The organism is Sphingobacterium sp. BS-2 (genome assembly GCF_046161205.1).
Taxonomy (GTDB): Bacteria; Bacteroidota; Bacteroidia; order Sphingobacteriales; family Sphingobacteriaceae; genus Sphingobacterium; species Sphingobacterium mizutaii.
The window spans coordinates 153,627-178,548 of record NZ_JBIXGO010000018.1 but is presented as its reverse complement, the minus strand read 5'-3'; the positions used below and the strand labels follow the sequence as shown (position 1 = coordinate 178,548).

The following is a 24,922-nucleotide window of genomic DNA, read 5'->3' as shown; positions in this document are numbered from 1 at the left end:
CCGCCCCTACGGAATTGGGGTATTTTAGGATAGTGTATAAACCCCTGGAAGTTCGGTTTTTTTTATTGTGCTTATTCTTGTAAATTGAACCTGATGGAGTCCGTCAATTAATCTTAAATTTTAAGATTGTTATAAATGGCGGGTTAAATTTTTTAAAGAATTATTGGCCGAATAAGTAATGATGTTAATATTTTAAATAATGAGAATTTCATTTTGCATGTTGACTGCATTTTTGCTAATTATATCATGTCGATATGATAATGGTAAAGTAGTTGAATATTATCCGACAGGTGAGAAGTTTGGAGAAGGATATATGAAAAATGGGAAAAAGGAGGGACATTGGATTACATGGCATGAAGATGGTAGCAAATTGGGAGAATATAACTACTTAAGAGGAGAATTTGATGGTAAAATTATGCAATGGTATAGAAATGGAAAAATACAATCATCTTCAAGATATATTCTAGGTAATCCGATAGATACATCTAAACGTTATTTTAAGAACGGTAGCTTGAATTATATTGAATACTACATTGAACCTGGTATACGGGAAGGTAAATTTACTATTTGGCATAAAAATGGCGTAATTAGTCAAATCGGATTCTATAAAAATGGAAAGATGGATGGTGAGTGGAAAACGTTTGATAAGAACGGAGTTTTGGAATCAGTATCTTATTACCAAGTTGGAGACAGTGTAGGTAATTGGCTAGATTATGATAAAAGAGATTATCTCATTAATGTAGATTGTTCAAAGTAGAGTAGGTATATGATTACGGCTCTAGGTTCTATGATGCCGAGATCAACAGGTGGAATCTTTGTAGGAAGGAATATCGCTTGACGTATAACCCCTAGCGGGGGTGAAATATTTTTCAATAAAACTTTCAGCAGAGAAAAAATAGTTTGCTCATCTTACGATTTAGCAATGACAACGGCCCATAAAAAAATAAAAAATAGATTCTTCGTTTCACTCTGAATCCCTCCCTGGAATCTCCAATTCTGAACGATTAGTGAAGAATCTGTACGGTTCTCTATTATTAATGCCTGTCATTCTTTACCGAAGGTAAAGAACCTGTACGCCAATGTAATCTGCAATATATATTCAAATTTATGCGGCGGGCGTATGCGATACGCCCCTACAGAATTGTGGCCAAATATAGTCTAGGAGGCCACTTTAATGCCATGATCTTGGTCCATCCTCCCATCCTCTCTATCCTGGTTCAATCCATGATCTTGGTCTATCCGGTGGGTGAGCGGCATCTCGGCTTCGCTCGATAACCGTCGAACCCCTTATCCCATCCATCCTGGTTCAACCCCCCTCCCCAAACCTACTTCACCTTAAAATCAAAATACTGATCCTTGAAGGGTTCATTCTTTAGGGTATAATGCCACCATTCTTCTTCGATGGCTTTGAAGCCATGTTTTTCCATGATGTCCTTGAGTAGTTTTCGGTTGGCCTTTTGTTGTGCTGAAAGGTTGCTATAATCGTGGTGTGAGGGTTCGCCGAAATAGTCGAATCCTGTTCCCATGTCCAATTCTTTTTTGTCCTTTAGGTTGATGATGGTGAGGTCGATGGTACTACCGCGGCTATGGCCAGATTTTTCGGCAATATAACCCAGTTTAAACAGGTTTCGTTTATCCACATCAGGATAGAATTCTTTTTTAGCTGCGGTATCGGCAATGTCCAAAGCCCAATCCTTAAAGTTGTTTACAGCCTGCTGCGGTCTGTAGGCATCAAATACCTTGATTCCTAAACCTTGTTGGTTCAGTTCTTTTTGGATTTGGACCAATGCGTTTGCAGCTTCCTTGCTGATAAAGACTTTATTGGCCTCATAGCCTTTGACACGTCTTCCCAAGAAATTATGGTTTCCATAATATCTCAGATCGATTTCAAGGTTGGGGATCTGATCCTTTAGATTGACAAAGGTATTGGGGATCTCGCGCTGGCTGGCGCAAGAAAATAATAGGCTCAGGGCAAGCAGGTGTATAAGGAATAAATACCGAGTTTTCATGATCTATGGTTTTGATGATTATAGGACAAATGTAAAAAACCTTTGGAAGTTTGAAACCTTCTATGGAGGTTTTGGTTTTTGTTAAGTAAATATCCACAATCGTTTTTCGGAAAAAAGCGGAATGATTAGTTTTGTCGAAATATGAGAAAGAAATTTGATGTAGCAAATTGGGCGAGAAGAGAACATTTCGAGTTCTTTTCCCAATTTCCAGAGCCGTTCCATGGGATTACTGCTGAGTTGGATTTAAGTATTGCTTACCATGAAGCCAAGAAAAGATCGCAATCTTTCTTTATGTACTATCTGTACCGAGCGCTGAAGGCCATGAATGAGATCGAGAATTTCAGGCTTCGGATCGATAGTGGAGAATTGTACCTGTATGATCAGGTGCATATCTCGACCACGGTGCTGAGAGCAGATAATACATTTGGTTTCTCTTACATCGATTTCCATGAAGATGAATCTTCTTTTTTGGAAGGGGCAAATCTAGCGATTGAAAAAGTGAAGGCCTCGACGGGATTGGATCTAAGTGGTGCGAGGATCAATGAGGTACATTGTTCCGCGTTGCCATGGGTGAATTTCACTTCGCTTTCCCATGCCAGGAACTTCAACTATCCGGATTCCTGTCCGAAGATTTCCTTTGCCAAATTAATGGACCGCAATGGGAAAAAGACCATGGCGATTTCGTTACATGCGCATCATTCCTTGGTCGACGGTTACCATGTGGGTCTGTTTATGGAGCGATTTCAGCAATTGCTAGATCAAATCGATTAGGTTTTTGCTATCTTCTTGTGTCTGTGGATAATTTTCTAAAATAGTATGCCTATTTTTATTAAATTTGAGTCCCCATTTTTGAGGCATTACATAAGATAAATTTAGGAGAGTATTTTGGATTTTTTAGCAGGACTGAACCCCTCACAACGAGCCGCAGTTGAACAAACAGAAGGTCCAGTGATGATTGTTGCTGGAGCGGGATCTGGAAAAACGCGTGTAATTACCTATAGAGTAGCCCATTTGATACAAAAAGGAGTTGATCCTTTCAACGTTCTGGTGCTGACCTTTACCAACAAGGCAGCCAAGGAAATGCGTGAACGTATCATGAAGGTGGTAGGCTCTGAAGCCAAGAATATATGGATGGGTACATTCCACTCGGTGTTTGCGCGAATCTTGCGGGTCGAAGCAGAACTTTTGGGATATCCCAAGAACTTTACCATCTATGATACAGATGATACCAAGAGCCTGTTGCGGACCATTTTGAAAGAGATGAACCTGGATGACAAGCTCTATAACGTGAATCATGTTTATGGGAGGATTTCATCAGCGAAGAATAATTTAATTTCCCCACAGGAATATAATAAGAACGAAGCGATCCTTGCCGAGGATCAATCAAATGGAAGAGGACAGTTGGGTCAGATCTATATGGCTTATGCACAGCGTTGTTACCGTGCTGGAGCGATGGATTTTGATGATTTGCTGTTCAAGACCAATGTGTTGCTCAATAAATATCCTGAGGTATTGCATAAATACCAGCATCAGTTTAAATACCTGATGGTGGATGAGTACCAGGACACCAACTTTTCGCAGTACTTGATCGTGAAGAGACTGGCTGCGGTGAATGAGAACATTTGTGTGGTAGGTGATGATGCGCAGAGTATCTATGCCTTCCGTGGCGCTAACATCCAGAACATCTTGAATTTCCAAAAGGATTATCCAGATGTGAAGGTGTTCAAATTAGAACAAAACTACCGTTCGACCAAGATGATCGTGAATGCTGCCAACAGCATTATTGCCAACAACAAGAATCAATTGGAAAAGAACGTGTTCTCTGATAATGAGGATGGTGAGAAAATCAAGGTAAGTCGCGCCTTTTCGGACAACGAGGAAGGAAAGATCGTGGCTGAAGCCATCTCGCAGGAGAAATCCCTGAAAGGATTGAGGTATAAGGATTTCGCTATTCTCTATCGTACAAATGCCCAATCTAGATCATTGGAGGAGGCTTTGCGGAAATTGAATGTCCCTTACAAATTGTACGGAGGAACTTCCTTTTACCAACGTAAGGAAATTAAGGATTTAATTGCTTATTTTAGGCTGACATTCAACCCGAACGATGAGGAGGCCCTGAAACGTGTGATCAACTATCCGCGTAGAGGGATTGGCGATACGACAGTTGAAAAGATCATGGTGGCTGCCGACCAACAGCAATTGCGCTTGTGGGATGTGGTAGCTAATTCCCAAATGTTCTTGGATGGTAGGAGTGCGGCATCGGTTTCCAATTTTGGATTGATGATCCAGAGTTTCCAGGCGACCGCAAAAACCAACACGGCATTTGATACGGCCATGCACATTGCACAGCATTCTGGGATCCTGAAGGATCTATATGAAGATAAATCTGTTGAAGGTCTGGCCAGGTATGAGAATATCCAGGAATTATTGAATGGTATCAAGGAGTTTTCGGAAAGGGAAGACCTGGAAGAGAAAGGTCTGGATGTCTTTATGCAGGACATTGCTTTGCTGACCAATGATGACAATGATAAGGATCCGAATGCAGATACGGTTTCATTGATGACCATCCATGCTTCAAAGGGATTGGAGTTTCCAGTAGTCCATATCGTAGGGCTGGAGGAAAACCTTTTCCCATCGCAGCTTTCGTTGAATTCTAGGTCGGAACTGGAGGAGGAGCGGAGGTTGTTTTATGTTGCTGTTACACGGGCAGAGAAGAAATTGCATATTTCGTATGCAACATCTCGCTACCGTTGGGGAACCTTGAACAATTGCGAGCCGAGCAGATTTTTGGATGAATTGAATCCAAGCTGTCTGGACCTAGACTTCAAACCTCGTGGAGGGGCGATGATGGATGATGATTTTGGCTCGGAAAGGGTCCAATGGCAACGTAAGGAGAACAATACAGGCGGTGATGTATTCTCGAAACCAAAGCCGAAAGTGGTGAAAACGACCTCGATTTTGCCTAAGGCGCACAAGCCGAGTGCGGACTTTGCACCATCGGATACTTCGGGTCTACAGGTTGGTATGGAAGTTGAACATGAACGCTTTGGATTTGGCAAGGTAATTAACCTGGAAGGAAACAAACCGGACGTAAAAGCAACTATTTTCTTCAAAGAGTTGGGACAGAAGCAATTGTTGCTTAAATTTGCCAAGCTTAGAATAGTAAATTAATACCCAAATTAGCATTACATATTTAACACCTATATAGGGTTAAAGCAAAATAAACATATGATTTTTGATTATAACAGCACTAGACCAAAATTGATTTTGGCGGAATACGGCAGAAATGTACAGAATATGGTCGACTATATTTGTACGCTGTCAGATAGGGAAGAAAGAAACCGCTTAGCCCAGGTTGTCATTGATATGATGGGGGTATTGAACCCGCATCTACGTGATGTATCTGATTTCAAGCATAAACTTTGGGATCACCTATATATCATTTCGGACTTCAAGATCGATGTGGATTCTCCATATCCAATTCCTACCAAGGAAAATATCCACCATAAACCTGAGACGCTAAAATACCCGAACCATAATATTAGGTTCAAGCATTATGGACATACGGTGGAGGAGATGATCAATAAAACATTGAACATCAGTAATCCCGAAGCAAGATTGAAAATGACATTGAGCATTGCCAATTTCATGAAGATGGCCTACCTGACCTGGAACAAAGATTCTGTGTCGGATGATCAAATCCTTCAGGACCTGAAAACCTTGTCGCGTGGAGAATTGGTTCTTCCGGGAGACACAGTGCTGACCAAGCTTGACTTCAAAACTCCGCCTCCGGGGAATCGTGTTAAATCCTCAAGTAGTGGAAGTGGCCAACAACAACAAAACAAGCCACAAAACAACTATAACAACAAGAGGAGCAACAATAACAACAACAATAACAACAAGAGGCCCTCGAACAATAACAACAACAACAATAACAGACAGAAAAAAAGCTATAAATAAGACCGGATGAAGAAAGCAATTGAATCGATACGGACAATTGCTTTTTTCATGTGGGATTAATATGAATTGAACAGACCTTTGGGCTAGTACCATTCCGAAGGTAGGGTTGATATGAAAAAACTATGAATGCATTTGAAATTTACGGTGGCAAACCATTAAAAGGAGAAATCGTTCCGCAAGGAGCAAAAAACGAAGCATTACAAATCATCTCTGCAGTTTTGTTGACTGCCGAGAAAATGACCATTAGCAATATTCCGGACATTAAGGACGTCAATAAATTGATCGATCTTTTGGCGGCGATGGGTGTCGAGGTAAATAGGATCAGTGATGATACTTATGAGTTTGAGGCAAAAAACATCAATATAGATTATTTTCAATCGGAAGAATTCAAGAAAAAAGGCGGTAGCTTACGTGGGTCGATCATGATCGTTGGGCCATTGTTGGCTAGATTTGGAAAGGCTGCCATCCCTAAACCGGGTGGTGACAAGATCGGAAGACGCCGTTTGGATACCCACTTTTTAGGTTTTGAAAAGTTAGGGGCAAAATTTGTCTATGATGCGGAGAACCATTTCTTCAATGTAGATGCAACGCAATTGAAGGGAACCTACATCCTTTTGGATGAGGCTTCGGTTACGGGTACGGCAAATATCGTCATGGCAGCAGTCCTTGCAAAGGGAGTGACTACCATCTATAATGCAGCCTGTGAGCCATATCTTCAACAGTTATGTAAGATGTTGAATAGGATGGGAGCTAAGATCTCTGGAATCGGTTCGAACTTATTGACGATTGAAGGCGTTGAGAAATTGGGTGGAACAAGCCATAAAATGCTTCCAGATATGATCGAGATTGGTTCATTCATTGGTTTGGCAGCTATGACTGGGTCGGAAATCACGATCAAGGATGTATGTTTCCAAGAATTGGGGATTATCCCATCTGTATTTTCTCGATTGGGGATCAAATTTGAATTGAGAGGTGATGATATCTTTATCCCTGCTCAAGAGAATTATGAAATTGATACCTTTATTGATGGGTCTATCTTGACCATTTCTGATGCACCTTGGCCTGGTTTTACGCCGGATCTTTTGAGTATTGTCTTGGTTACGGCCATCCAAGCCAAAGGTAATGTCTTGATCCACCAAAAGATGTTTGAAAGTAGATTGTTCTTCGTCGATAAATTGATCGATATGGGTGCTCAGATTATTCTATGTGATCCACATCGTGCGACAGTAATCGGCTTGAACAAGCAAAATAAACTTCGCGGAATTGAAATGACTTCTCCGGATATCCGTGCTGGAGTATCCTTATTGATTGCTGCATTGTCAGCGCAAGGAAAGTCTGTAATCTATAATATCGAACAAATCGAGAGAGGTTATCAGCACATTGAAGAACGCTTGAAAGCATTAGGTGCAGACATCAGAAGGGTTGAGGCTCAGCCAGCTGGCCATTAAACCTGAATTGTCTTACTAATGTTAAAAAAGGATTCAGAGTTGGATAATCTACTAAGTCTATATATTTTTGTGCTCAAATTAATTGTTCAAACAAACACATGAAAAAAATCACATTATTATCAGCAGTTGCGGCATTAGTACTGGCTTCATGCGCTGGAAACCCAGAAGGTAAAAAAGCTGAAACCAAGGATTCAGTTGAGATCACTCAATCTGAAGTTGTAGGAAATGCTTATACAGTTGATACAACTGCGTCTAAAGTAATATGGACAGGCACAAAAGTAACCGGTAAACATACAGGTACAGTTGCGATTAAATCGGGAACAGTTAACGTTGATAACGGTAAATTGACTGGTGCAAACGTTGTATTGGATATGACTACTATCGGATCTACTGACTTAGAAGGCGAGTTCAAAGGTAAATTGGACGGACACTTGAAGTCAGAAGACTTTTTCGCTGTAGAAAAATTCCCTGAAGCTACTTTCACGGTTACTGAGGTAAAACCTGGTGCGACTGATGCAGATTTGAATATCTCTGGTAACTTGGTTATCAAAGGTGTTAGCAAGAACATTACATTCGAAGCTAAAGTTGTTGAAGCTACTGAAGCTGCAGTTAAAGCTACTGCAAACTTTAACATCACAAGAGCTGATTGGGGTGTAACTTATGAAGGAAAATCTGATGATTTGATCTCTAAAGAAATCAATTTTGACATTACCCTTGTTGCAAATAAATAATTTTATTTAATTCTATAATAAGAGCCTTTGGTCATTGATCAAAGGCTTTTTTTATGCCTCAATCCCTTGGGAACGGACTTATTATCTTATTTTTGTAATTCAATTAAATGCATTGCCAATGAAAATTACGCTGATCTGTATCGGTAAGACAGATGACCAACATATCGTGAAGGGGATTGAGATCTATACCAAGAGGTTGAAGCATTATGTGAATTTCCAGATTGTTGCGATTCCCGATATCAAGAATTCCAAGAACCTGAGCGAGAGTCAGCAGAAAGAAAAAGAGGCGCAGTTACTGCTCAAAAATTGCAGTAACCAGGATTTTATCATCTTGCTGGATGAACGAGGTAAGGAATTTAGCTCGATGGAGTTTTCAGCGTTCCTGGAAAAACAGATGATTTCCAGTGTGACGCATTTGGTCTTTATGATCGGTGGACCTTATGGCTTTGATGATACGGTCTATCATCGTGCAAATGCGAAGATATCGCTTTCGAGGATGACTTTTTCGCATCAGATGGTCCGCTTGTTTTTCGTAGAGCAGATCTATCGTGCATATACGATAATGAGGGGTGAGCCTTACCATCACGAATAATTTTATGTAAATTGAATATTTATAGCATCATATATTAAATGTAAAGGATAATCATGGACGATAATAAATTTAAAAGGGATTATAAGTTTAAGAGTCAGGAAGGAGCTCACGGTGGTAATATCAATAAGTGGATCATTATTATCGGTGGGGCAATTGTAATTTTATTGGCTTATCTGTTGAGATAGGGGGCTTAATGGATTTATTTTGCAAGAATTCGAAGAATTTATTGCGCTAAATAATTTTGAAATATCCTTTAGCTGGAATTTCTATGGAGTTATGGATGGGACCAGTTCATATTCTGATAATCCGATAAACTACAGTTTGGATATTGCCAATCAAAGGAAAACAGAGATTATTGAATGGATAAATAAGCATAAATTAAAACCGGAAGAGGTCTTGATTATTGATGATGATAAATCCTTGAATGATTTACCATTGAACTTTAAGGAGAGCTTGGTTTTGACTAATCCGTATATAGGATTGAGTAACCAAAATGAATTAAAAAGTGTTCTAAAAAGGAAAGTGAAAAAGACAATTCTGGGTTAAAAAATTTGAAAGTATTTCAAAAGGCTTTATCGTTATAAGGATAGGGTCTTTTTTTTGTTTTTGTAGTCTTGTTTAAGCTGTTGTAACAAGGTTTAAAGGATTGAAAGGAGTAGATATGGCGGTAAGGGGTTCGTTGGGCTTAGCTGGCAAATAAATAAGGCGATACGGGGAGTATCGCCTTAAAATCACACTAACTATTAATAAAACCCTATAGAACTAGGTGTTTTCAAAACATAGATCTTAGACTAGACTACAGTCTATCTCCAAGACCCACTGTAAAAGTAAAAACCTTTTATTATAAAATCAAATAAAAGTTGCAACATTTATATTATAATTGAATTTTATCTATATTTTTTAAGAATTCAACCCACGCAACTTGGTCTGTTTTAAATGTTAGGTCATTTTCTTGCAGTTCGTTTAAAGGAATTAACCTAAAAGCTTGTAGTTTTCCTTCTAGGGATTTTTCAGTAAAGTCGAAAGATTTTGTCCTAATGTTTAATTCTACGTTGTTTTTTTGCTCTACTTGATAATAAATGGAAATAATTTGACTATCATTAAAACTGGATTTTTCAAAGAAGTCGGTGGTGTAAATATGCTTGATGACCTCGACTTCCATTCCAGTTTCTTCCAGATATTCTCTTTTTAATGCATCGATCAATCCTTCTCCATATTCTAAGCCGCCGCCAGGAAATTTTGTGAAGGATACATTCTCCGTTCGTTCATCGCTAATCAAAACTTCATTACGATCATTGATCAATATGCCATAAACCCTAACATTAAATAAAAACATAGTTAAAAATATTTGATCCTGCCTTGGAAAGGGCAAAATCATGATGTAGTAATTTGTAATTTCTGAGTCTGGTGAATGGCCAAGGCAGGAAGACCTGCCTTGACCATCAATATTATAAAGGTTGGAAACCTGAATCTACTGATTCGGTCTCTAAGCCAACCAGGGAGTAGTGTTTAGGTAAAAACCAAGAAATGGTATTCATTGCTTGTTTGTACTCTTTTTCGTTCGAAAAGTTTTTTGGAGTAATGTTGAATACTAAATCTTGTGTGACCGTTTCTTCATCGGTGTAATTCCTGGCGATCAACATAACCATCGGATTCTTAACCCCTGAATATTGTAGGAATTCACGGATCTGACGACGCGCATAGTCTGGTAGGATCTCTTGGGATGGTTGCCCAACCAAGATCTCTTCATCGCTTCCGATCACGAAATCTTCATTGTTCAAAGAAAAATGGTGCTCGTCTGTATAGAATTCATTGCGCAGTGCGTAGTTCAATAGATCTCCATAGCTGAACATCCAGTCCGGATTTTCCTTTCGGGTATTCAATGCGACTCCAAAACCATTCTGCAGTAAGTTTCCTAATTTATTCTTAATGACATAGGCTTGGAAGTTTTCTCCAGGTTCTACGGAACGCAGGTTGAAATAAGGGAACCCGTCCGTACTCATGATGATTTCTGGTTCGGATACCGCTAGGTTTGCCTCAGCAATATTATCGATAAACTCTGCTACCCAATCATTGTTCCTCTTTTCTAAGGGGATTGTTAGCAGGTTGTTAATGACTAGTGTTTTTTCAAGATCTCCTAAATTCCCGGATCCCGCATTAGCATCAAAAAAATGTATGTTACTCATAAGTCCTTTGAAAATACGGCTAAAAGTAAGGATTATTGTCTTAATGTAAAGTGTTTTATTCAAAAATGATGGGATTTAAAGGACAATTAGGGTAAGATAAACTGGTTTATTTTCTTATTTTTGTTAAAAAAGGAACCACTTTAATGTCAGATTTAAATACGACACGATCAGTGCACTATAATACGTCAAAAATAAGCTACGAGGAATTCCGCCAGGTACTCATAGAAGATTATAAACTAGCCACGCAAAGCCGATTTGTCAGTCTATTGGGAAGAAAGGAAGTGCTTACAGGCAAAGCTAAATTTGGAATTTTCGGAGATGGTAAGGAATTGGCTCAGATTGCCCTGTCCAAGGTTTTTAAACCCGGAGATTGGCGATCAGGCTATTATAGGGACCAAACTTTAGCTTTCGCCCTTGGGATCAGCAGTATCTATAATTTCTTTTCGCAATTGTATGCTAATCCTGATATAGAGGCGGAACCTTCTTCTGCTGGAAGACAAATGGTGGCCCATTTTGCTACGCCCTTATTAAACGAGGATGGCGATTGGATCGACCAAACAAAGCAGGTAAACTGTTTTTCAGATATTTCCACCACCGGTGGACAGATGTCAAGGATCCTTGGTTTAGGATTGGCATCGAAACTGTATAAAAATAATCCTAATCTATCCCATAAAGAGAAGTTCAGCAATGATGGTGAAGAGGTGGTTTTCTGTACCATTGGAAATGCCGCGACCTCTGAAGGTGTGTTCTGGGAGACAGTAAATGCTGCTGGTGTGAAGCAATTGCCTGTGGTGATTTCGATTTGGGATGATGGATATGGAATTTCGGTTCCTAATGATATACAAACCACCAAAGGTGATATCTCTTCCTTGTTAAGAGGCTTTCAGGAGGATGAAGCTGGATCAGGTTTTGAAATTTTCCGGGTAAAAGGATGGGATTATGCCGGCCTTTGCGAAGTATATGAGAAAGCTGCTGATTTCGCAAGAAATAACAGTAAACCTTGCCTGGTGCATGTGGTCGAAATGACCCAGCCTCAAGGACACTCTACTTCTGGTTCGCATGAACGCTATAAAAGCCATGAGCGATTGGAATGGGAAACTGAATTTGACTGCAATAGGAAGATGCGGGATTGGTTGATCGATTCTGGAATGGCTACCGAAGAGGAATTGGCTGCCATTGATTCTGAAGCAAAGGATTTCGTCAGGAAAGAACAGAAAAGGGCCTGGGCTGACTACAGAAAAACGCTTCAGGTTGATCTGCAGGAAGCGATTGCGAAATTGGAAGGGATCAACCATCATGCTGCTGAAATACCTTTAAAAACCTTGTTGTCAACGACTGAGCCTTCTCTAAAAGAGGTTTATGTAAATGTTAGGCGGGTGATCAGGGAGCTTCGTGGAATTGAGGTTTTAGGGAAGGATGAACTGATATCTTGGTTCCGTGATAAACAGAAAATTAATCATGATCGATTCAACGATAAACTTTTCGTTGATACAAAATATTCTCCATTATTGGTGGAGACTGTTCCTGCTGAATATGATCAGGATTCTCCAATTGTGGATGGTCGCGAAGTACTGAACGCTTGCTTCAAAGCAAACTTTGATAAGGATGCCAGATTATTGGCTTTCGGAGAAGATGTGGGTAAGATCGGAGATGTGAATCAAGGATTCGCTGGCCTGCAAGAAGAGTTTGGTAGCCAAAGGATTTTCGATACTGGTATTCGCGAATCCGCGATTATTGGGAAGGGGATAGGCCTGGCTGTTCGCGGTTTCAGACCGATTGCTGAGATCCAATATTTGGATTATCTGATTTACGCTATGCCAGTCCTGAGCGACGACTTAGCTAGTTTGAGTTATAGAACCAAGGGAAGGCAAAGAGCTCCATTGATCGTTAGGACCAGAGGTCATCGTTTGGAAGGGATCTGGCATTCAGGTTCGCCTATGTCAGTACTTTTGGGAGGTTTGAGAGGAATGCATATCTGTGTGCCAAGGAACATGACTCAAGCCGCTGGAATGTATAATACCCTTTTAAGATCGGATGAGCCTGCAGTCGTGGTTGAATGTCTGAATGGCTATCGATTGAAAGAGAAAATGCCACTCAATATCAGTGAATTTACAGTGCCAATTGGTAAAGCCGAAAAGATAAGGGAAGGTTCAGATATCACAGTGGTTTCTTATGGTTCAACGCTTAGAATTGTTCAAGAGGCTGCTCTTGAATTAGATAAATTGGGAGTTTCCATTGAAATAATTGATGCCCAATGTTTACAACCATTCGATAGAGATCAGATTTCTGTTGAATCCTTGAAGAAGACAAATAGATTATTAGTGGTGGATGAGGATTTCCCTGGAGGGGCTTCTTCTTATATCACACATGAAATATTGGAAAAACAAGGCGGTTACTACCATTTAGATGGTCAGCCAAAAACCTTGACCGCAAAAGCTCATCGTCCGCCTTATGGCTCCGATGGTGACTACTTTACTAAACCGGCTGTTGATGATGTCGTGGAAACGGCTTATCAAATGATGTCTGATAGTAATCCAACAACATTTCCTCCTATCTACTAGGAGGAAATGTTCCTGAATATTATATGCCGTTTGAGAATAAAGATGCCGCTCCAATAATTGCAGCGTGTTCTTGATATTGACCAATCTGTACGTCAAATCCTTCCAGAACTGACTTGTCTGGAAATATTCTGTCCCAAGCTTTGACGATGTTCCCGCCGATTACAAATGATTTACATTCATACTTCTGGCTAAAGAACTCCATAAAGCGTAATAAGTTTTCTTGGTATTCGGTTAGGAGCTGAGTTACCTCTTTTGAATCACCGTGTTTTTCAAGAATTTCTCTCAATCCACTTTCCTTAAATCCCGACAGTTCTTCAAATCGTTTAACAAACCATCTGGTCACGAGATATTCTTCAAAGATGGATTCCTTATAGACCGTGTCCCAGAGATCTGCATCAAAAGCTTTCTCTCCTTGACTCCAGACCGCACTTCCTAAACCGGTCCCCAAAGTAATCCCTAATATCCTATCTTTATGGTCTAAACCGCATCCGAATACCTCTCCTTGTAAGAAGGCAGCAGCATCATTGATGTACAGGATTTTGAAATCATCTTTTCCTAGACCTTCTAAGATAGGTTCCGTAACTTTGATGTTGTAAATACTATCGTATTTTGACTGACCTTTCATTAAAGCGACTCCCTTTTCATAATCGAAGGGTCCAGGAGCTGCAATTCCAATGTTAACTACTTTTAAATCAGTCTTTTCTAGACAAGATTTCATGTTGGAAGTCCAGTCAAGAAAAATCGATTTAGCATTTTCCAAAGAATTTACGTGCGAACGGGTAATGGTTTCGTCAAGAATTCTCCAAGAATCCTTCTCAACGATTGCTGAAGTGATATGTGTCCCGCCAATATCACATGAAAGAATATAATTGCTATTCTGCATTCTTTAAATAGGCCTTATATTTTAATAAATGGTCCGCTATTACGAGGGCAGCCATGGCTTCCACGATAATAACTGCGCGAGGTACCACACAAGGATCATGGCGTCCCTTTCCTGAAATGGTTGTTTCGTTTCCTTCTTCATTTATTGTGTTTTGATCACGCATGATTGTAGCAACAGGTTTAAATGCAGTACGGAAAGTAATGTCCATTCCATTGGAAATGCCTCCCTGGATACCTCCTGAAAAATTGGTTATTGTTTTAATTTGATTATCTTCTTTTACAAAGATGTCGTTGTGTTCTGAGCCTAACATTTTCGAACCTTCAAATCCAGAACCATATTCAAAACCATGAACAGCATTGATGCTCATCATTGCCTTGGCTAGGTCAGCATGAAGTTTATCGAAAACAGGCTCTCCGAGTCCAACAGGAACACTTCTGATGACAGTTGAAATAACTCCGCCAACAGTATCTCCGTTTTTACGGACTTGATTGATGAATTCTTCCATTTCGGAAGCACTTGCAGGATCCGCACATCTTACGATGTTGCTTTCTCTGGTTTCTAATAACCCATTTAGATCATTAAGATCTAAATTAGGTGCTTGGATATTCCCAACGGCTGAGACATGGGCAAATATTTCAATTCCGTATTGTTTCAAGAATAATTTTGCAATTGCTCCTGCTGCCACACGAGCTGCAGTTTCTCTTGCTGAAGACCTACCACCACCACGGTAATCGCGGATGCCATATTTCATTTGATAAGTGAAATCTGCGTGGGAAGGTCTGAATTTATCTTGAATGTGAGAATAGTCCTTTGAGCGTTGGTCTTCATTTGGAATTACGATTGCAATGGGCGTGCCTGTAGATTTTCCTTCAAAAGTACCGGATAGAATTTGTGCAGTATCGCTTTCTTTTCTTTGGGTTGTAATCTTAGATTGGCCAGGGCGGCGTTTGTCCAATTCTGATTGAATGAATTCTTCGTCAATTTCAACCAGTGCTGGGCATCCATCCACTATCACCCCAATTGCCTTTCCATGTGATTCCCCGAAAGTGCTTATCTTAAATAAATCTCCAAAAGTATTTCCTGCCATAATTCGATAATGCCCGTAAATATATAAAAATAGATATGAAAATTGCTTAGCTTATAATAATATTATTTTTCAGTGATTTGGAAGCCATGCTCTTCTAGATGCTGCCAAAACATAGGATATGATTTTTCTACCACATTAGGTTCTTCAATTATAACTTGTTTGAAAACTATCGCCAATGGAGCAAATGCCATAGCCATTCTGTGGTCTTCATAAGTTGCAATCGTTAGATTCCCTGGATCCTGAACTTCAGCTGTCTTCAGGTGATAAGTTTCACCATCAGCGATCAACTTCGCTCCGAACTTTCCAATTTCTGTTTGCAATGCCAAAATACGGTCCGTTTCCTTGATTTTCAAGGTTTCCAATCCTGTAAATGACACGTCTATTTTCAAAGCAGAAGCAATAACGACAACAGTTTGTGCTAAATCAGGACATTCTTTAAAGTCGAATAAGGTTTTATCAGACTTGGTACTTACTTTTTTCAGATGCAAACCATCTGCTTTAAAGCTTGATTCCACTCCAAAATGTGTCATGATCTCTACGATTTCCATATCACCTTGAAGGCTATGTTCCTTTAATCCTGGCAATACAATTTCACCGTTTTTGGAAAGCGCGACAATTGAATACCAATACGATGCAGCACTCCAGTCGGGTTCAACATAAAGAACAGACTCTGAAAAATCCTGCTTAGCAATCTGGATTTTGTTTTCCTCAAAATTATATTCAATTCCACATTCTTTGAGCATTTCCAAGGTCATAGTGACATAAGGACGAGAGGTTAATTCTCCTTTGATATCAATGGTCAATCCTTTCTTTAAGGAAGAAGCAATCAATAATAGAGAAGAAATATACTGGCTACTGATATTGCCTTGAATTGAGATCTGGTCTTTTCCTTGGATCATTCCGCCCTCGATCTTTAAAGGAGGATAACCAGACTTATTTTCATAATGGATATCAGCACCCAGATCCTTCAAGGCATCCACAAGAATCCCAATAGGTCTTTGTTGCATACGCTCGGTACCAGTCAGGATAAAGTTTCCTTTAATCAGGTTCAAGTAGGAAGTCAAGAACCTCATTGCTGTACCAGCAGGACCAATGTCTATTGTGTTGATTCCCGGATTAGGATTTGAAGCTTGGTTTAGAGCAGCATTTAAAGTTACGGTATCAGCTGCCTCGGATAGATTTTCAACTCGTACTGCACCTTTGCTCAATGCTCTGATGATAAGAGCACGGTTGCTCTCTGATTTTGAACCAGTAAGTTGAACCGTGCCTTTAATTTCTTGCGAAGGATGGGTTAAAATTAAGCTTTTCGCCGACATTCTTAAGCCTCCGCAACTGGTTTAGTGTTCATAACCTCGTTTTGCTTACGAATCGATTCGTTATGCAACAACTCTAAATATTTTGAAGTAAACTCTTCGCTTAGGCTAAGTGCCTTTGCCAATTGGATACGTTTCTGAACGATTTCATCCCAACGGTTGATCTGTAGGATCGTTACATTATTATCTCTTTTGAATTCACCGATTTTCTCAGCAATCTTCATACGATCAGCGATCTGTTTGATGATCTGATCATCCAACTTATCGATTTGGCCACGCAATTCAGCTAATTTATCTTCGAATGCAGGGTTGTCAGATTCAGGCTTACGAACAGCTACATTATCCAATAAGTCAGACAGAGCTGCTGGAGTAACTTGTTGTTTGGCATCGGTCCATGCTACCGAAGGATCGATATGTGACTCGATGATCAAACCTTGCATATCCATGTCCATAGCTTTCTGAGTAACGTAAGGGATTAATTCACGGTTACCACAGATGTGGCTAGGGTCATTGATGATAGGTAATTCAGGCGCAATAGCTTTCAATTGGATAGCGATATCCCACATTGGTTCATTACGGAAAGCAGTTTTCTCGAATGAAGAGAATCCACGGTGGATAGCAGCTAATTTTTTGATCCCAGCTCTATTAACACGTTCCAATGCTCCAATCCATAGAGAAAGGTCAGGATTCACTGGGTTTTTAATCAATACAGGAACATCCACACCTTGCAATGCATCTGCAATTTCTTGAACTGTAAAAGGGTTCGCTGTAGAACGAGCACCAATCCACAAAATATCAATTCCAGCGGCCAATGCTTCCTCAACATGTTTTGCAGTAGCAACCTCTGTTGCGGTCAACAAGCCGGTTTCTTCTTTAGCTCTCTTCATCCATTCCAAACCGATGCTGCCAATTCCTTCGAATTCCCCTGGTCTAGTACGTGGTTTCCAGATACCTGCACGTAAAACATTCACTTTTCCAGTGTTGGCTAATAAATGTGCTGTTGATACCACTTGCTCTTCAGTTTCAGCACTACATGGTCCGGCAATGATTAAAGGTTTATCCCCTGTATCCAACCAGGATTTCAAAGGAAGAATGTCTAATGAATGTTTCATTGTATTTTAGTTTGATTATTTACTTGATAAATTATTTTTTGATTTAGATCTTTTCGTTTTTCAGGTATTCACCCATAATGCTGAAGTTCACGGTGTGTTTCAGTACTTTACGGATGGCAGCGTCATAGTCTGCTTGTTTTTTCCATTCCACATCAACATAGAAATCATATTCATTTCTTCTGCCAACAACAGGCATGGATTGTATTTTACTCAAATTGACATTTTGCTCAGCAAAACATTGCAATACCATCGCTAAAGCACCGATAGCATGTGAGGTCTGGAAGGACAGAGAAGCCTTATTTGCATTTTTCTGCTCTTGTAATTCATTCGAAAGGATCAGGAAACGGGTAGAATTCTTTTTGTGGGTCTCAATTCTCTTTTCCAAGATTTCCAAACCATACAGTTTCGCTGCGGCCTCACTGGCGATAGCTGCAGTATGGGTTAATTTCTCATCCAAGATCTTCTTTGCACAGGCTGCCGTATCCATACCTTCCTTGATCGTCCATTCTGGATGGTCACTTAAGAACTCGTCACACTGTCTGATAGCGATAGGGTGGGACTCTACAAATTGAATATCCGAAAGCTTAACCCCTGGCAAAGCCAATAGATGTTGTTGAATATTTAAATGAACCTCACCAATGATATGGAAGCGGTAATCCCTTAAAAGATTGTAATTAGGAAGGATACTTCCTGCAATTGAATTCTCAATCGCCATCACCACATAGTCTGCTTTACCTTGCTTCAGCAGGTCACAAGTTTTCTTGAATGAAGTGCATTCAAGGGTCTCAATGTCCTTGCCGAAATATTTATAGGCAGCTTCCTCATGAAATGAAGCTTTAACTCCTTGGATGGCAATCTTTATTTTCTCACTCATTATCTTTTGTTATGCTTTGCTTTATGTCAAAAAAAAGGTCCCAAACTTTTCAGCTGGGACCCCTTAATATTTTCTCAATACCATATACTAGTCCCAGCTCTTATCTTTAAAATAAAAGAACCAAAAGTTGGTATATGTATATTGTTTGTTCATTTCCCGTTTATTTGTTGTCAAATATAGAAGTTCTTTATTTAAGTGCAAAATATTTTTTAAAAAATATTGTTTTAATGCTTGAAAAATCATTTAAAAATACGTTAAAAAACATAAAATAATCATCAAAAAAACGTGTAAAAAATGATTAAAAATGATAGATAAAATAGAGTGATAATTTTGTAAATATGCCTAATAATTCATTTATGGCTATTATTTCAATTAAATATCAAAAAAAAATATCGAAAAAAACAATGAAAAAATAGCTTAAAAACATTAAAAAATTAGATGCTTTTTTAATTCAAATTTTTAATAAAAAATATATCATTTATCTCCTGATTTTTAACAATAAGCTGTCGATTTTTCTATTATTTATTGTTGCTTAGTCTTTTTCACGCTCTGTTTGCAATGGAGAAAAGGATATATTTGTACGATTTCGAAGAATAATATCAAATGCATTTTATACTCATTTCAGTTCTCTGTTCTGTAACTGTTGCCATCATTATCAAATTGGCTAGGCAACGTGGAGTGAACTACTTGCAACTTCTGGTCTGGAATTACCCTATTGCACTTTTCCTTACCTACCTAGTCCTGAAACCTCAAATTGTTCCTTGGACTTCCAACCTCCCTTGGAGCATCTATCTCCCATTAGGATTCTTGCTTCCCTTTATTTTTATATGTCTTGCACTTTCTATCCGGTATGGAGGGATTGTAAAAACAGAGGTCGCACAGCGCTTATCTCTATTTATTCCCTTGATTGCCGCATACTTTTGGATGAATGAAGAATTCGCTGCCAATAAATTTATTGGGATTGCCGTAGGATTGCTTGCTATCGTATTTTCAATCGGATGGAACAAGAACGATCAGGTACAGGGCAAGCAAATTTGGATATATCCTTTAATGGTATTCTTCGGAATGGGGATCATCGATATACTTTTCAAACAGATAGCCCTAAATAGCCAGATTACCTACATGTCATCCCTTTGGATCGTATTTACGCTGGCACTTGGTTTTGCCTTGCTTTTTCTTGGTTACCTCTTGTTTGTCAAAAAACAAAGATTTGATACCAAAGCACTCCTTTATGGAGCTGTTTTAGGCATTTTCAATTTTGGAAATATTGTCTTTTACATGAAAGCCCATAAAGCATTGCCCGATAGTCCATCCTTGGTGTTTACAGGAATGAATATTGGGGTCATCGCAGTTGGGGCAATGGCAGGAGTGCTACTATTTAAGGAGAAACTTAGTGTTTACAATAAAATTGGGCTATTTTTGGCCATTATTTCAGTTTTATTAATTGCATTGCTGTGAGTTTATTTGAAGATACATACCAAACCATCGAACAACCATCCGAGGGGATTTTTAGGGACAAAGGAAGCAAGTTCATTGCTTATGCCTATCCATTCAAAGATGAATCTAAGCTAAAAGATATAATCGCTGAACTGAAATCCATGCATCCTAAAGCAAGGCATCATTGTTATGCTTATAGGCTCAGCCCAGATCGCGCTGTATTTAGGGTAAATGATGACGGCGAGCCTTCAGGAACAGCTGGAAGACCTATATTGAACGTGCTACTTTCTATGGATGTCACCAATATATTGGTGGTAGTAGTCCGCTATTTTGGCGGAACCCTCTTAGGAGTACCCGGCTTGATCAATGCCTATAAAACTGCTACCCAAGAAGCTCTTGCTGAGGCTGAAATAGTGGAGAAAACCGTAAATGATGTCTATGAATTAAAGTTTGATTATTTGCAGATGAATGATGTGATGCGGATAGTGAAGGAAACAGATCTGATCGTGTTGAGTCAAGATTTTGATACGAATTGTAAAATTACCTTCGAAATACGTAAATTACAGGTAAATGAAGTGATCGGGAGAATGGAGAAGATTGAGGGGGTGGAGATCAATTACTTTCGAACCATATGATTAACGATTCTGAACTAATTATTAATTCCGATGGAAGTATTTACCATTTGAATTTATTGCCATCTGATATTGCTGATACCGTAATTTTCGTCGGAGATCCTGACCGTGTACCTGAAGTTTCCAAATACTTCGATGATATAGAAATAAAAAAAGGAAGACGAGAGTTTATTACCCATACTGGTTCTGTTAAAGGGAAAAGAATCACTGTTATTTCTACAGGGATCGGAACGGATAACATTGATATCGTACTGAATGAATTAGATGCCTTGGTGAATGTAGATTTCCAGACCAAAACCCTCAAACCAGAAATCAAATCCCTTGATATTATCCGAATTGGAACCTCAGGGTCCATCCAAGGAAATATCTCCATGGGTACTGTCCTTGCTTCTGAATTTGCCATAGGATTCGATACCCTGATGCAATACTATAGAAAACCTTATACAGAGCCCGAAGTCCAACTTCAGGATGCTGTAGTGAAACATTTTGATAGCCTTACTTTCAAACCCTATGTAGGTAGGGCATCCCAAAAGCTATTGGATCAGTTTGCATTCGACCTGCCAAAGGGAATTACCATGACCGCTCCTGGCTTTTATGGTCCACAAGGAAGGAATGTGAGGTCGAATAATATCTATCCAGACCTGATCAAGAATGCCAATAGCTTCGAAATTTCCGGAAGGAACATCACTAATCTAGAAATGGAAACAGCAGGAATTTATGCCCTCAGTAATATGTTTGGGCACCACGCCATCTCCATCAATGCTATCCTAGCTAGCCGTGTAAGTGAATCCTTTAGTAAAAATCCACAGGAGATAGTTGATAAAGCTATAAGATTGGTGATAGAAAGACTATAATTACCCAGTCCCCTTCCTCGTCGAGTCAAATTTCAATAGGATAAACAACAAAATAGTAAACGACCATAATGAAGAACCCCCATAACTAATAAATGGCAATGGGATACCAATTACCGGAACGATTCCGATGGTCATACCAATGTTGATAAAGAAGTGGAAGAATAGGATAGAAGCTACCCCATATGCATAGATTCTAGCAAATGCCGTCCTTTGTCTTTCGGCAATATTCACCAGCCGCACCAGCAGGGCAACATAGATTGAAATTAATATCACTGAACCCACAAACCCCCATTCTTCACCAACCGTACAAAAGATAAAGTCGGTACTTTGTTCTGGTACGAAGTTGTATTTTGTTTGGGTACCTTGCAGGTATCCTTTTCCAAAAAGCTGACCTGAACCGATGGCAATCATTGATTGGTTCAGGTTATAACCCTGACCTTTGGGGTCATCCATTTTGCCTAAGATAATATCGATCCGATTTCTTTGGTGCGGTTGTAGGATTTGCTCGTATGCAAAGTCCACGCAAAGAACATACACGCTGGAGACCACAAACAGAATCGCCATATTGATCAGGTTCTTACGTTTCTTGCGCATCATAAAGGCAAAGAATCCACAGACCAAAGCCAATATTCCGATCAAGAGCCATTGGTTGACCAATAAAGCCAAGACGAATAAGAATATCGCCAAGCCTCCAATTATCAATAATCCAGTGCTCACGTATCCTTCTCTATAGAAAACAAAAATTAAAGCAAAGAAGGCTAGGGCAGAACCCGTATCAGGTTGCAACATAACCAAAGCGACAGGAAACAGAACAATACAAGCCCCTATGAATAAAGTCTTCATATTGGGGTTTTTATTCGTCTGGTTGCTTAGGTAATAGGCCAACAATAAACAGGTAGCTAGCTTCCCAAACTCCGAAGGCTGTAACCTAAAACTTCCTAGAGGAATCCAGGCTTGGTTACCACCGACATTCCTTCCTACCACCAATACTGCCACCAATAATAGGATGACCACTATATAGATTATGGGTGCGGAGGATATAAAAAACCGGGAATCAATGATCAAGATACAGATACCTATGATGAGTGCAGTAAAGATATAAATGGATTGCTTCCCGTAGTTGGTTGCCAAATTGAACAAACCGGGGTTCTCTGCGTCATACACAGCGGCATGGATATTAAACCAACCAATCAAGCACAGCGCCAACCACAAACCAATGGTCAACCAATCAATTCTACCGAAAAAGCTTTTCTTATGTAGGTTATTCATGGTTTCTCCTCACTTGGCTATGGTGAACTAATATGGCAGACTCCGTTTTTTTCTTCGGATCCACTGCTGCCGTACGTACCGTTTGTGGCTTATTAGTGTTCTTTGTACTATCCTTTTTGATGTTTTCCTCTTTCTTCACTTTTGGCTTAGGCAATAGATTTCCATTATAGATCCTGTCCTGAATGTATTTAGGTAAGGAAATCGTGTCTTTCAAATATTTTTCAACCATCATACTTGCAATTGGAGCAGCCCATGTACCACCATAACCAGCATTCTCGACGAATACAGCAATGGCAATTTTAGGATTATCTCTTGGTGCAAAAGCAAAGAAAACGGCGTGGTTCTCTCCGTGCGGATTCTGAACAGTACCTGTTTTTCCACACATCTCGATGCCGGCAATTTTTGAAGCAGCACCTGTACCGCCTTGGTTCACCGCTTGGCTCATCCCTTCGATCACAGGTTCATAATGTCTGGCATCAACACCAGCAAAGATCTTCTCTGTAAACTCTTCTTTAACAATCTGCTTTTCTCCAATCCCTTTGATTAAGTGCGGACGGTAATAAAAGCCTCTATTTGCCACAATGGCCATGATGTTTGCCATCTGCAAAGGAGTGATCCCTAATTCACCTTGACCAATGGAAAGTGATATATTGAAACTTGATCTCCAATTTCCGCTTCCGTACCTTTTGGTATAAAAGTCTGAAGTAGGCACTAAACCCGGTTTCTCACCCGGTAGATCGATGCCTAATTTATGTCCCAGCCCAAATTTCCCCAAAGCCTCTTTCCATAAATCATAGGCTTTAGGTCCACTCATTCCTCTTGAATCGATCATTTTGGCATATACATAACCGTAGTAAGTGTTACAGGACATCTTGATGGACTTTATCAATCCTGTAGCTCCATCCACGTGGGTACAACGCATTATGGCGCGTCCACCACCATAACGATAACCACCTGGGCAATAAAATACGGTTTGATCGTTGATTACTCCAGCTTGCTGAGCCGTTAAAGCAGAAACTACTTTAAAAACGGATCCTGGTGGATATGAAGCTTGGATAGGTCGAATAAACATGGGTTTGGTTTCATCATTCAACAATTTCATGTAATTGTTCCCTAATTCACGCCCAACCATCATATTTGGGTTATACGATGGACTACTTACAAAACTCAATATCTCGCCCGTGGAAGGTTCAATCGCTACTACAGAACCTAACTTGTTTTTCATCAGCTTTTCAGCCAATACTTGCAAGTCCTTGTCCAGCGAAGATACCAAGCCATCACCAGTTACAGCAAGAGTGTCATATTTCCCATCCATAAAACTCCCTTGAGGCCGGTTCAAGGCATCAACCATTTGGTTTTCTACACCGCGTTTACCCCTCAAAAGTTCCTCATAGGCACGTTCAACACCAGATGCACCAATATAGTCCCCAGGTCTATAAAACCCGTTTGATTTTTCGATGTCTCTTTCGTTAACCTCCTGGATATAGCCCAAAAACTGGGCAGCGATACTATCGGGATAACTACGGACCGTACGGTTCAAGGGATAGAAGCCCCTGAATTTATATAAATGCTCTTGGAATTTGGCATAAACTGTCGATGATACCTGTTTCATAAATTGCGAGGCACGATATGGCGAATGTGCTTTCGCCTTTCTCATCCGCACATTGAAATCTACCGTATCAATTCCTAATAGGTCACATAACAAGAGGGTGTCAAGGTCTTTGACTTCCCTTGGGGTAACCATAATATCATAAACAGGTTCATTCTGCACCAAGACCTTACCGTTTCTATCTAAAATGACACCGCGGGCGGGATAGATGATCTTTTTCCGCATAACGTTGTTGTTGGCTGATAGAAGGTATTTGTCGTCAATGACTTGTATATAGAAGAGTCTTGCTACAATAACCAGTGCAATAGCAATAAAGATTCCTTGAATAACGAACTTACGGTTGAAATAACTATTGTTCATGAGAA

Annotated in this window: 23 protein-coding genes; 13 read left to right on the top strand and 10 right to left on the bottom strand. The window is 39.7% G+C overall.

Annotated features, from left to right (window positions below; translation table 11 throughout):
- The first annotated feature begins 199 nt into the window (after window positions 1-199).
- Window positions 200-757 carry a toxin-antitoxin system YwqK family antitoxin gene (locus ACK2WI_RS11065; protein WP_409150826.1) on the top strand — a complete coding sequence of 186 codons (558 nt, stop codon included), beginning with the start codon at window positions 200-202 and terminating at the stop codon, window positions 755-757.
- Window positions 758-1,325: 568 nt separating this feature from the next.
- Here the strand turns inward: ACK2WI_RS11065 and ACK2WI_RS11060 are convergent.
- Window positions 1,326-2,009: a M15 family metallopeptidase gene (locus tag ACK2WI_RS11060; protein ID WP_409150824.1), complete on the bottom strand. Its 684-nt coding sequence runs from the start codon at window positions 2,007-2,009 to the stop codon at window positions 1,326-1,328.
- A 141-nt stretch (window positions 2,010-2,150) separates the two neighbouring features.
- On the opposite strand from ACK2WI_RS11060, the gene ACK2WI_RS11055 reads away from it, so the two are divergent.
- From ACK2WI_RS11055 to ACK2WI_RS11020, 8 genes are all read left to right on the top strand, one after another.
- Window positions 2,151-2,780, top strand: a complete 630-nt coding sequence (locus ACK2WI_RS11055; RefSeq protein WP_409150822.1) for a CatA-like O-acetyltransferase — start codon at window positions 2,151-2,153, stop codon at window positions 2,778-2,780.
- A gap of 114 nt (window positions 2,781-2,894) precedes the next feature.
- On the top strand, window positions 2,895-5,180 hold the full coding sequence (locus ACK2WI_RS11050) for an ATP-dependent helicase (protein ID WP_409150821.1): 2,286 nt from the start codon (window positions 2,895-2,897) through the stop codon (window positions 5,178-5,180).
- Window positions 5,181-5,237: 57 nt separating this feature from the next.
- Complete coding sequence (locus tag ACK2WI_RS11045; protein WP_409150819.1) at window positions 5,238-5,969, top strand: DUF4290 domain-containing protein; 732 nt, start codon at window positions 5,238-5,240, stop codon at window positions 5,967-5,969.
- Window positions 5,970-6,091: 122 nt separating this feature from the next.
- Entirely contained in the window at window positions 6,092-7,417 is a 1,326-nt protein-coding gene (murA, locus tag ACK2WI_RS11040) for a UDP-N-acetylglucosamine 1-carboxyvinyltransferase (protein ID WP_409150817.1), read from the top strand.
- Between the two features lie 98 nt (window positions 7,418-7,515).
- Window positions 7,516-8,148 (top strand): YceI family protein, encoded by a 633-nt coding sequence (locus ACK2WI_RS11035; protein ID WP_409150815.1) that lies wholly within the window; start codon window positions 7,516-7,518, stop codon window positions 8,146-8,148.
- A gap of 118 nt (window positions 8,149-8,266) precedes the next feature.
- Window positions 8,267-8,740, top strand: coding sequence for a 23S rRNA (pseudouridine(1915)-N(3))-methyltransferase RlmH (rlmH, locus tag ACK2WI_RS11030; protein WP_409150814.1), 474 nt, complete (start codon window positions 8,267-8,269; stop codon window positions 8,738-8,740).
- Window positions 8,741-8,793: 53 nt separating this feature from the next.
- On the top strand, window positions 8,794-8,925 hold the full coding sequence (locus tag ACK2WI_RS11025; RefSeq protein WP_261771998.1) for a hypothetical protein: 132 nt from the start codon (window positions 8,794-8,796) through the stop codon (window positions 8,923-8,925).
- 19 nt (window positions 8,926-8,944) lie between these two features.
- Complete coding sequence (locus ACK2WI_RS11020) at window positions 8,945-9,286, top strand: HAD domain-containing protein (protein WP_409150812.1); 342 nt, start codon at window positions 8,945-8,947, stop codon at window positions 9,284-9,286.
- A 328-nt stretch (window positions 9,287-9,614) separates the two neighbouring features.
- Here the strand turns inward: ACK2WI_RS11020 and ACK2WI_RS11015 are convergent, their stop codons facing one another.
- Entirely contained in the window at window positions 9,615-10,076 is a 462-nt protein-coding gene (locus ACK2WI_RS11015; RefSeq protein ID WP_312696958.1) for an NUDIX domain-containing protein, read from the bottom strand.
- A 112-nt stretch (window positions 10,077-10,188) separates the two neighbouring features.
- Entirely contained in the window at window positions 10,189-10,926 is a 738-nt protein-coding gene (locus tag ACK2WI_RS11010; protein ID WP_312696922.1) for a hypothetical protein, read from the bottom strand.
- 143 nt (window positions 10,927-11,069) lie between these two features.
- Here ACK2WI_RS11010 and ACK2WI_RS11005 point away from each other — a divergent pair, with 143 nt between their 5' ends.
- A complete protein-coding gene (locus ACK2WI_RS11005) occupies window positions 11,070-13,487 on the top strand; it encodes a thiamine pyrophosphate-dependent enzyme (protein WP_409150811.1) in 2,418 nt (805 codons plus the stop codon).
- Between the two features lie 19 nt (window positions 13,488-13,506).
- On the opposite strand, the gene ACK2WI_RS11000 is transcribed toward ACK2WI_RS11005, so the two are convergent.
- From ACK2WI_RS11000 to ACK2WI_RS10980, 5 genes are all read right to left on the bottom strand, one after another.
- The gene (locus ACK2WI_RS11000; protein WP_409150810.1) at window positions 13,507-14,370 is read right to left on the bottom strand and encodes an ROK family protein; all 864 of its coding nucleotides are present in this window, start codon (window positions 14,368-14,370) and stop codon (window positions 13,507-13,509) included.
- Complete coding sequence (gene aroC, locus ACK2WI_RS10995; protein WP_409150809.1) at window positions 14,360-15,457, bottom strand: chorismate synthase; 1,098 nt, start codon at window positions 15,455-15,457, stop codon at window positions 14,360-14,362. The genes ACK2WI_RS11000 and aroC overlap by 11 nt, the downstream gene beginning before the upstream one ends.
- 62 nt (window positions 15,458-15,519) lie before the next feature.
- Entirely contained in the window at window positions 15,520-16,773 is a 1,254-nt protein-coding gene (gene aroA / locus ACK2WI_RS10990) for a 3-phosphoshikimate 1-carboxyvinyltransferase (protein WP_409150808.1), read from the bottom strand.
- Between the two features lie 2 nt (window positions 16,774-16,775).
- Complete coding sequence (locus tag ACK2WI_RS10985) at window positions 16,776-17,882, bottom strand: chorismate mutase (protein ID WP_312696918.1); 1,107 nt, start codon at window positions 17,880-17,882, stop codon at window positions 16,776-16,778.
- Between the two features lie 43 nt (window positions 17,883-17,925).
- Window positions 17,926-18,756, bottom strand: coding sequence for a prephenate dehydratase (locus ACK2WI_RS10980; RefSeq protein ID WP_093098235.1), 831 nt, complete (start codon window positions 18,754-18,756; stop codon window positions 17,926-17,928).
- Between the two features lie 603 nt (window positions 18,757-19,359).
- Here ACK2WI_RS10980 and ACK2WI_RS10975 point away from each other — a divergent pair.
- The 3 genes from ACK2WI_RS10975 to ACK2WI_RS10965 are packed head-to-tail and all read left to right on the top strand — an operon-like array spanning window position 19,360 to window position 21,679.
- Window positions 19,360-20,214 (top strand): EamA family transporter, encoded by an 855-nt coding sequence (locus ACK2WI_RS10975; protein WP_409150806.1) that lies wholly within the window; start codon window positions 19,360-19,362, stop codon window positions 20,212-20,214.
- Complete coding sequence (locus ACK2WI_RS10970; RefSeq protein WP_409150805.1) at window positions 20,211-20,828, top strand: IMPACT family protein; 618 nt, start codon at window positions 20,211-20,213, stop codon at window positions 20,826-20,828. Before ACK2WI_RS10975 ends, ACK2WI_RS10970 begins: the two co-directional genes overlap by 4 nt.
- Window positions 20,825-21,679, top strand: a complete 855-nt coding sequence (locus ACK2WI_RS10965; protein ID WP_409150803.1) for a nucleoside phosphorylase — start codon at window positions 20,825-20,827, stop codon at window positions 21,677-21,679. The genes ACK2WI_RS10970 and ACK2WI_RS10965 overlap by 4 nt, the downstream gene beginning before the upstream one ends.
- On the opposite strand, the gene rodA is transcribed toward ACK2WI_RS10965, so the two are convergent.
- Both rodA and mrdA read right to left on the bottom strand, forming a co-directional pair.
- Window positions 21,680-22,948, bottom strand: coding sequence for a rod shape-determining protein RodA (rodA, locus tag ACK2WI_RS10960; protein ID WP_093098227.1), 1,269 nt, complete (start codon window positions 22,946-22,948; stop codon window positions 21,680-21,682).
- Complete coding sequence (gene mrdA / locus ACK2WI_RS10955) at window positions 22,941-24,917, bottom strand: penicillin-binding protein 2 (RefSeq protein ID WP_409150802.1); 1,977 nt, start codon at window positions 24,915-24,917, stop codon at window positions 22,941-22,943. Before mrdA ends, rodA begins: the two co-directional genes overlap by 8 nt.
- Window positions 24,918-24,922: the final 5 nt, after the last annotated feature.